Below are 7,597 nucleotides of genomic sequence, written 5' to 3' on the forward strand. Positions count from 1 at the left end.
TTGCAAAGACTACTTTTACCAACTCCGGTTTTACCCATAATGCCGATCACCGGCTCGTATTGTGTCAGGCTGCGAAGTCGTTCAAGAATGTGGTTACGGAGAGTATGGGGCAGGGAAACCAGTGGTTTCTCAATGGCCAGGAGGCCTTCAGTTTTATTCATACAGAGATCTCAGCGTGAAAACAAAAATTCCCGCAATCCGGTAAGGATGCGGGTGTATTCACGGAGATAATATCTGTCTGAAATTATTTGGAGTGAGAGTTAGAATCCGACAAGGTCGCGCTTAATTTGGCAGTTTGGTGATCGATTCTAATGGTCTGCTTAGTGCCAGGAGCGGACTTTTAACGCCGCAAATCACCGACAGACAAAAGTTGCATAGCGAGGCGCGAGCGACACAGTTTTTGTCTGTCCGTGTGTATTTGCCTGATTAGACCTCGCTGCTTATATGGCTCGAGACCCGTTACTTTCACAATCCATGCCTTCGACAATATTCACTTAGTCGCTGGTAGCGAGCATCTTGCTCAAGCTTTGTATCAGCTTGCACGATTTGTTCCAAACACGGCCCCAACTCCCTGAGCCCCCACTGTTGGTCTGCAATTATGGCATTCAGCAGGCCCAGTGCGTCAGCTGGATACCGGCTGCACATACCCGATTCGAGCAAAAGGTGAACGACGTAGTACGGGTGTTCGATCGGTTGCAGCCAGTCCTGCACCGCAGTCAAAGCCGCCGGGAATTCACCTCGTGCGGCAATCACCATACGAGCCAAGGACTCGGAGATGCGCGGAGTGGCCAAGTCGCGGGATTTTGGCCAGATCTGTTGCCAGAATGGCTGGACACGGTTTTTCCAATAGTCCTCACTCTGATCGGCCGTACCTTCAAGGGCCTGGGAGAACGCCTGCGCGGATTCCTCCAGACCTTCTTGTGGAAGCGCGCTAATTGCCGTTCGGAACTCCTCCACGGTGTATCCCTCGGTCGGGCCCAATGCAGCGTAAGTCAGGACGGTAGCGAATTGCTGGCGGTGCTCTCCAAGATCAGCGTAGTGGTTTGCGCTCTCCAGAAACTGCAACTTGAAGGCTGTCAGCAACGGCTGGTACAAGCGCGGCGACCAGAGGAAGCCTTCCCACACGGCTTTTGCTTCGACGGGGTTGCTCCAGTCAAAAAAGGGCAACAGGTGCTGTTCGGTCCAAGGGCGATCCACGCGGAAAAATGCGATCAGCTGCGAACCCAGCAGCACCCGGCCATGGCGGAATCGATCTACCTGCGCGTCGCACAGTATAGTGAAGATGGGCTTCAGCTCAGCAGGAAGCAGATCATTGTCATTCGGGTCCTGCTTGAACCACAGGTTGATCAGTGCTTGTGTGACATGCCCGATGGGATGGTTGATCGACGACCCAACAGGGTCATTGGTCTCGATTTCGTTTCGGATAATGCGAGACTCTGAGTCTCTTTCCAGCGTCAGGACGCGGCTGCAAAGGTTCAGCAGGATGTCCTCGTGACGGCTGATGGACTTTGAGGCCACCTCCATCCACCAAGTGACAGCGTGGTCAATCTCCTGAAGTACTGCATCAGGCATGGTCTGCACCAGCGGTGCAGCGTACCGCCAAGAACGCAACGCCCTCCCTTTTTCAGCCCAAGTTTGCAGAGCTTCACGCCACCGGCCCGCAGGCCACACACCATCTTGTGATAGCTCACGTAACGCGGACAAACTGTGAAAAAAGCGCGTGCGGCAAACGTCACGCCACGTGTCTTCGTAGAAAGGCCGCCGTTCTGGCATCGGCTTTGCGAGCCATTGCACCAGGTCCTGCCGCTTACGGGGCGCTATGTCGACATTTCGGCTGTCCTCGTAGTCTGGGTCACCGGTGCCGCTCATCCAATGAGAGAACTCATCACGATCGTTGGTTGCCAACTGCCATTCTGGGTAGGCAGAGGATATTTCCGTCAAACGTGCCGCCGCAGGCGCACCCAAAACGAGGCCAGATGTGCTGAGCTTAGCCAGATGTAGCCAGACGGAGCGTGCCACCAAGTATTGCCAGTATTCTGGTTCCAAGTCATCCTTATACATCTCGCGCGGAGGTCCCGCCAAGATGGCTGCTTCCAGACGGTCTTGTGCTGTTCCTGCCAAATGTCGCCCCTGCAAAACAAACAGCCTGAATACCTCCCGTCCGGTATCTGTGGACCACAGCCACCACGCTCCTTCCACCAGCAACCAATTGACCCACCGATCGGGCGATATGCAGTCGTCTTTACTCGCTGCAAACAGAGCCAGACGTTTGAAGGTGGGGTATGGCAATTCAAACCAACTCAGAGCTATGTGCGTAGCGTGAGCGCTGTCGTTGGAGCGAACTACCAGCCATGCATCGCGAAGTAATTCAATCAGGCTCACCCAGTCGCGGAAACCCCGGTTCTGCCAGTGCGGAGTGATGGACGGTAGATCCCAATGCGATCGGTCGCTACGGTCGTCTGCCTCGCCCAACTCCCGCAACAGGTCCAGTGCATCACGCAACAACAGCTGGAAATCTTCCAACAGGTACGGCAAAGCCGATTGCCATGGATCGTCGTCAAGGTCGCGCAGCGTTGAATGCACATGATCGACGGCCAGCACCAACTCCCAGTCCACCAATTGCTTGATTCGTGAAAGCTCGTCGGTGTTGCTCGAATCATCGTCGCCCCAGCGAAACGGTTTCTTCAACACCACTTTGGGAGAAAGTAACTCGCGTAACTCCAGGCGCAATGTGGTGGTCAAGCCCTCGCGCTTGAGGCGACCTTGCCAGCGATACAGGTTGGGATCACGCCATGGCGACTTCACTCGGCCACTGAGAAGAAGCCGCCACAAGGTGGACATCAGGGGACCGGGAATAGCCTTGGGGGCATGCAAGAGAATATCATCCCGCTCGGAGGTATTGCCATCTCGCTCCAGCGCCGCGAAGCGCTCCAGTTCTCGCTCAATCAGTAACGCCCAACGGTCGTGTATTTGCCCGCCGCGTTCTGCAATCCAGATGATCAGTCTTGGATCGTCCAGATAACGAACCAGCCAGCGGGCTATATGGAACATCACGTCATCCCACTGGCTACCGCTGACGCCGCCAGAGGCCAGAAGGATCTGCGGAGCACGGTCATAGGGGGCAGGCCGCCGAATCAGGCTGAATCGAAGTTTGGTGTCGACCTCTACGTGCGGAGGCACATGGAAGCGCGGCAGATCGGTGTACTGAAAGCGTTCGTCCGAGAAGGCTTCCAACAGCCAGTCCAGCGGTGGGGCGGGATTGAGGTCCGCAAAGCGTTTTGCCGATAAACCTGATTTATCTGACAAGGCCCATAGCATCCGGCCAACGAAATCGTCCTGCCGTAAGCTGTCCTGCGGACGGGCAAGAGCATGTTTGACAACAATGGCTTCTTTACCCTGCACACCGTCGCGATAGGTATCTGCCCAAGCGTGCAACGTTTGGTGCAGCACTGAATGGTTATTAGTACCCGCCGGTATGGTATAAAGGATAGGTGTGACGCCTTTGGCTTCCCACTCGATGGCTTTCCGGTGCTCCTGCCCCGGTTCACAATCGCCCAGTGCCCATGCTTGAGGAGTGACCTCTCCGAGCATCCGATCGGCCGCCAGCGCATCCATCATGTAGCGCAGTACCGGGTCGTTGATGCTGTAGCCCACGAAACAGACAACGTAGTTGCGGAACAACTCGCTCACGAAGCGGGCTGCCCAGCGCTCCGTGAGGTAGGCCAAGCCAAAGTCCCCGCTGGTGACTACAAGACGATTCAGGGCGGTATCGTCCGCCTTTTCTGGCAGCAGCCCATGCAGGTAAACCAGCCCATCCCAGCGGCTGTTTTTCGGAATAGGCAGCATCGGCGCTGTATAGGCTTGGAATGCTTGGTCCGTGCGTTTGGCTGCCACATGAAAGATGCGGTCAAAGTTGGTAGTGACCAATCGTACGGCACCCTCGCGGCTACGCGCTAAGCGCAACAGCGCCGCCTGGGTATCGGTAGCCCCCCTGCGACTGAGGTTTGGCTTCAGGGCTTTTGCAAGCGCGCGACGGACGGCCAAACGCTGCCCCGGCAAACGCCGTTCAAGCAGATCCAGTGTGGCGTCGAACTGACCGCGCTCGAAGACCTCACGCTCAATTTCGGAAAGTATTGTGCCGTTCAGCCGATAAATCTGCTCCACCAAACCCTTGAAACCCGGCAAATCGGCGGGGTAGGAAATTCCTGCTCCGCAGAAGAAAACCACGCGGCCTTCCTCGTGTGCCTGCAAAAGTTCATCCGGAATATCAGGGCCGTGGGTGATGAATTGCATTCCTTTTATTCCTATCCAATGTCTATGTTCATTCGAGCAAACGAGGGTTCAATGGGGATAACAGCTTGTTATACCAGCCGTGCAAGGTCGCCTTACTCTACCTTGTATGGTTACAAAGTCCAACGTCCGCCCTTCGCTCAAAGCGGGCCTATAGTTCCACGTGCCAGTCCGCTACGTGCCATGAGCAGACATTTTACGTTTCTATTAAGGTGGACAAAGCCTGGAAGCTACTTCCCCCCTGTAACCAGGAGATTAAGGTTCCGTTAATCATTTCCTGTCAGCCTGACATAATATCTTACAGGTAAAGGCACTGAAATCATGACTACCCATTTACGTAATGTACTTCCACATCAGGACAGTCCGTTCTTTCGGGTCCTGCACATTGTTGTCGCGGTATTGGTTATGGTTCAAATCATCAATTCGAACCTGACCGAGCGTGAGGCTATGGGACAATTAACTCCGACAGGTATTGTCACCTGGCTGCACATCATTTCAGGATTTGGATTACTGCTTTGTAGCTTTCTCATGTTGGCCTGGATGATGACCCGGAGAAGTTTTCGGTACTATTTTTCGTGGATGTTCATGGATTTTCGCGGCATCGTGGACGATGTGAGAACACTGCAGAAGTTCCGTTTACCCGAAGCTCATTCCGGCGGAATGGCTGCGATAGTGCAAGGACTTGGCGTCGTGTCGCTGCTGGGGACTGCTGCATGTGGTGGGCTCTGGTTTATCCTGAATACGATGTATGGCCCTGATGCCTCCCTTACGCGCCTGGTTTTACATTTGCATAAGTTTTTAACTGTATTTATTGAAACCTACTTCTGGGCTCATGGTGCAATGGGGATACTCCACATTCTCATGACGTTACGTGTGCAACAATTGCGTAAGGATTGAGTGGAGCGGTCGATAGCAGGGACGATAAAAGCACGAAATCATGCCTATCTCTGGGCCTTTATGTCTAAACCTCAGACTGATTTTTTTGTTCCTTTCACTGCACATTTGCCAGGTTCCTCCTGAAAGATGCGATGTGCAGCTACGTCTTTTCCATTGGAGCTTCAAGTGACATCGGGAGCAAATATTTTTCCCGTGACGGTTGTTTCATCGGATTTAAATTACCTGATTCATACTCAACTTAATGTTGACATAATGTTGACCCACCAGACTGGTAAGACGCTAAAAGAGGTCTTCCTATGCGAATTTTATCCCCCTATACGTTGCGCTGGTTTCCTGGTGAACATGAGCAGAATGATATTTCAGTGTTTATTCGTGAAAGTTATTCTCAGTTTTATCATGCTTCGCTTCCGCGCTGCATGCCATGGTTACTTGGAATGTTCGATGCCAACGGAGAATTAAAAGCAGCCTGTGGCGTCCAGCCAGCCTCAATGGGTGCGATATACCTCGAACACTATCTTGATGCCCCGGTTGAAGCCGTGCTGTCTGCACGATTGCCGCATCCCGTTTCACGCGACTCGATTGTTGAAATTGGTAATTTTGCCGCGAGCGACGGGGCAAGCGCCCGAATAATGTATGCGGCGCTATGCCTGCTTCTCAATCAATACAGCTATTCGTGGATTGTCTTTACCGGAACTAAAAAAATACGCAATACCTTTTTCCGCCTGAATCTGCAACCAGTCACGTTGATGCCTGCTGACCCGACAAGGCTTGGCGAAGCTGCGCGTGAATGGGGGAGCTATTACGAACATGACCCACAAATTATGGCGGGGGAGTTACATGGTGGGCAAACCACACTGAGTCAGACCAGCCTGTTGCTGGGAATGTTTGCTGATTCGCCTTCTGCTCCCTGGATAACCCCTTCCGGAGAATCTTATGTTTCTGAACACGCTTGAGAAACAGGCTACGCTTCAGCCAGATGCCATCGCCCTGCAGGGGGATTCTCGCTCGTGGAGCTGGCTGCAATACCATGAAGCCGTTAAGGCAGTGGCCGAACAATTATCTTCCCTCAGGGTAAAACGGCTGGCACTTGAAATGGATAACTGCCCTGAATGGGCCATTATCGATCTCGCATGCCTGGTAAGTGAAGTGGTGATCATCCCTGTCCCCTCCTTTTTCAGCGGGCAACAGAAAGCCTGGGTACGATCATCAGCCTCTGTGGATGCACAAATCGGCGGAGAAATCCTGGCGGATTGGCAGGAACACAATTTTGTACTCGGAAGACTGCAAATCCGTGCAGTAGAGGACCCTGTGACTCTGCCAGCCGGAACAGCAAAGATAACGTATACCTCCGGTACAACCGGAGAGCCAAAAGGCGTCTGCCTGGGTCTGGATGGTATGGTATGGATGGCCCAAACGTTAGCGGCCGCACTGCACCCCCTGAATCTGGAAAAGCACCTGGTGACACTGCCGCTCAGTATCCTGCTGGAGAATCTGTGCGGCGTTTACATCCCTCTGCTGCTTGGCGCTGAGACGGTGATACTCCCACCCTCCCGGATTGGATTTGAAGGTTCCAGCCGCTTTAATCCAGACCAGTTTCTTCAGGCGCTGACCAACTGGTGCCCACAAAGCCTGGTGCTGGTACCGGAGTTGCTACGGGTGTTACTGCATCTGCACAAGCAGGTACCGGGCAGTACACAATCTTTACGGTTTGTCGCCGCAGGCGGCGGCATGGTTCCGGCTTCATTGCTGGCAATGGCGACAACGAGTGGCTTACCGGTATATGAAGGATATGGCCTCTCTGAATGCGGTTCTGTCGTTGCCCTCAATCTGCCCAGTGCCACAAAAGAGAACAGCGTCGGTCGACCATTGCCTGGTATCCAGGTCCATGTTGATGACCAGCAGCAACTGTGTGTCACCAGCCCGGCCAACGCTCTGGGCTATCTGGGAGCCGCGCCTGCCTCACCCACGGTTGCCACCGGCGATCTTGGCAGTGTCGATGAGCACGGGTTCGTTCGTATTCAGGGACGCCTGAAGAATGTGCAGATAAACGCCTTTGGTCGTAATTTTTCACCTGAATGGCCTGAGGCAGAGGCCATGACCTGTCCGGCTGTACGCCGGGTCGTGATTTTTGGAGAAGGCTTAAGGCATAACGTTGCGCTTGTCGATGCCTTTGACGGGCAACAGACGCAGGCCCGCGAACAGCTGCAGGCCCTTTCCGCTCGCCTGCCTGATTATGCGCAGTTCCATCGCTTGTTATTCACTTCAGCCATTTCAGAGCCAGGCATGCTCACGGCAAATGGTCGCCCACGCCGGGAACTCATCCGGCAATCTCTCTGGCAACACATTCTCACCTGTAGTGAAGAGGAGTCATCATGAGCTTTTATAACAAATTACAACAACAGACAGAGGC

Annotated in this window: 4 protein-coding genes and 1 pseudogene; 3 read left to right on the plus strand and 2 right to left on the minus strand. The window is 53.8% G+C overall.

Annotation, left to right across the window (positions count from 1 at the left end; translation table 11 throughout):
* Both CJP72_RS26460 and dsr1 read right to left on the minus strand, forming a co-directional pair.
* A pseudogene (locus CJP72_RS26460) lies at positions 1–161 on the minus strand (GTPase family protein); the annotation flags it as partial.
* A 304-nt stretch (positions 162–465) separates the two neighbouring features.
* Positions 466–4,293: an anti-phage defense-associated sirtuin Dsr1 gene (gene dsr1, locus CJP72_RS24480; RefSeq protein ID WP_162383840.1), complete on the minus strand. Its 3,828-nt coding sequence runs from the start codon at positions 4,291–4,293 to the stop codon at positions 466–468.
* A gap of 318 nt (positions 4,294–4,611) precedes the next feature.
* On the opposite strand from dsr1, the gene CJP72_RS24485 reads away from it, so the two are divergent.
* The 3 genes from CJP72_RS24485 to CJP72_RS24495 all read left to right on the plus strand — a co-directional run bounded on the left by CJP72_RS24485 (position 4,612) and on the right by CJP72_RS24495 (position 7,563).
* Positions 4,612–5,187 carry a cytochrome b/b6 domain-containing protein gene (locus CJP72_RS24485; protein ID WP_162383841.1) on the plus strand — a complete coding sequence of 192 codons (576 nt, stop codon included), beginning with the start codon at positions 4,612–4,614 and terminating at the stop codon, positions 5,185–5,187.
* Between the two features lie 296 nt (positions 5,188–5,483).
* Positions 5,484–6,140 carry a thermostable hemolysin gene (locus tag CJP72_RS24490; protein WP_162383842.1) on the plus strand — a complete coding sequence of 219 codons (657 nt, stop codon included), beginning with the start codon at positions 5,484–5,486 and terminating at the stop codon, positions 6,138–6,140.
* Positions 6,121–7,563, plus strand: a complete 1,443-nt coding sequence (locus CJP72_RS24495; protein WP_162383843.1) for an AMP-binding protein — start codon at positions 6,121–6,123, stop codon at positions 7,561–7,563. The genes CJP72_RS24490 and CJP72_RS24495 overlap by 20 nt, the downstream gene beginning before the upstream one ends.
* Positions 7,564–7,597 lie beyond the last annotated feature (34 nt).

Origin of the sequence: Citrobacter sp. NCU1, assembly GCF_010231475.1 — a bacterium.
Taxonomy (GTDB): Bacteria; Pseudomonadota; Gammaproteobacteria; order Enterobacterales; family Enterobacteriaceae; genus Citrobacter_D.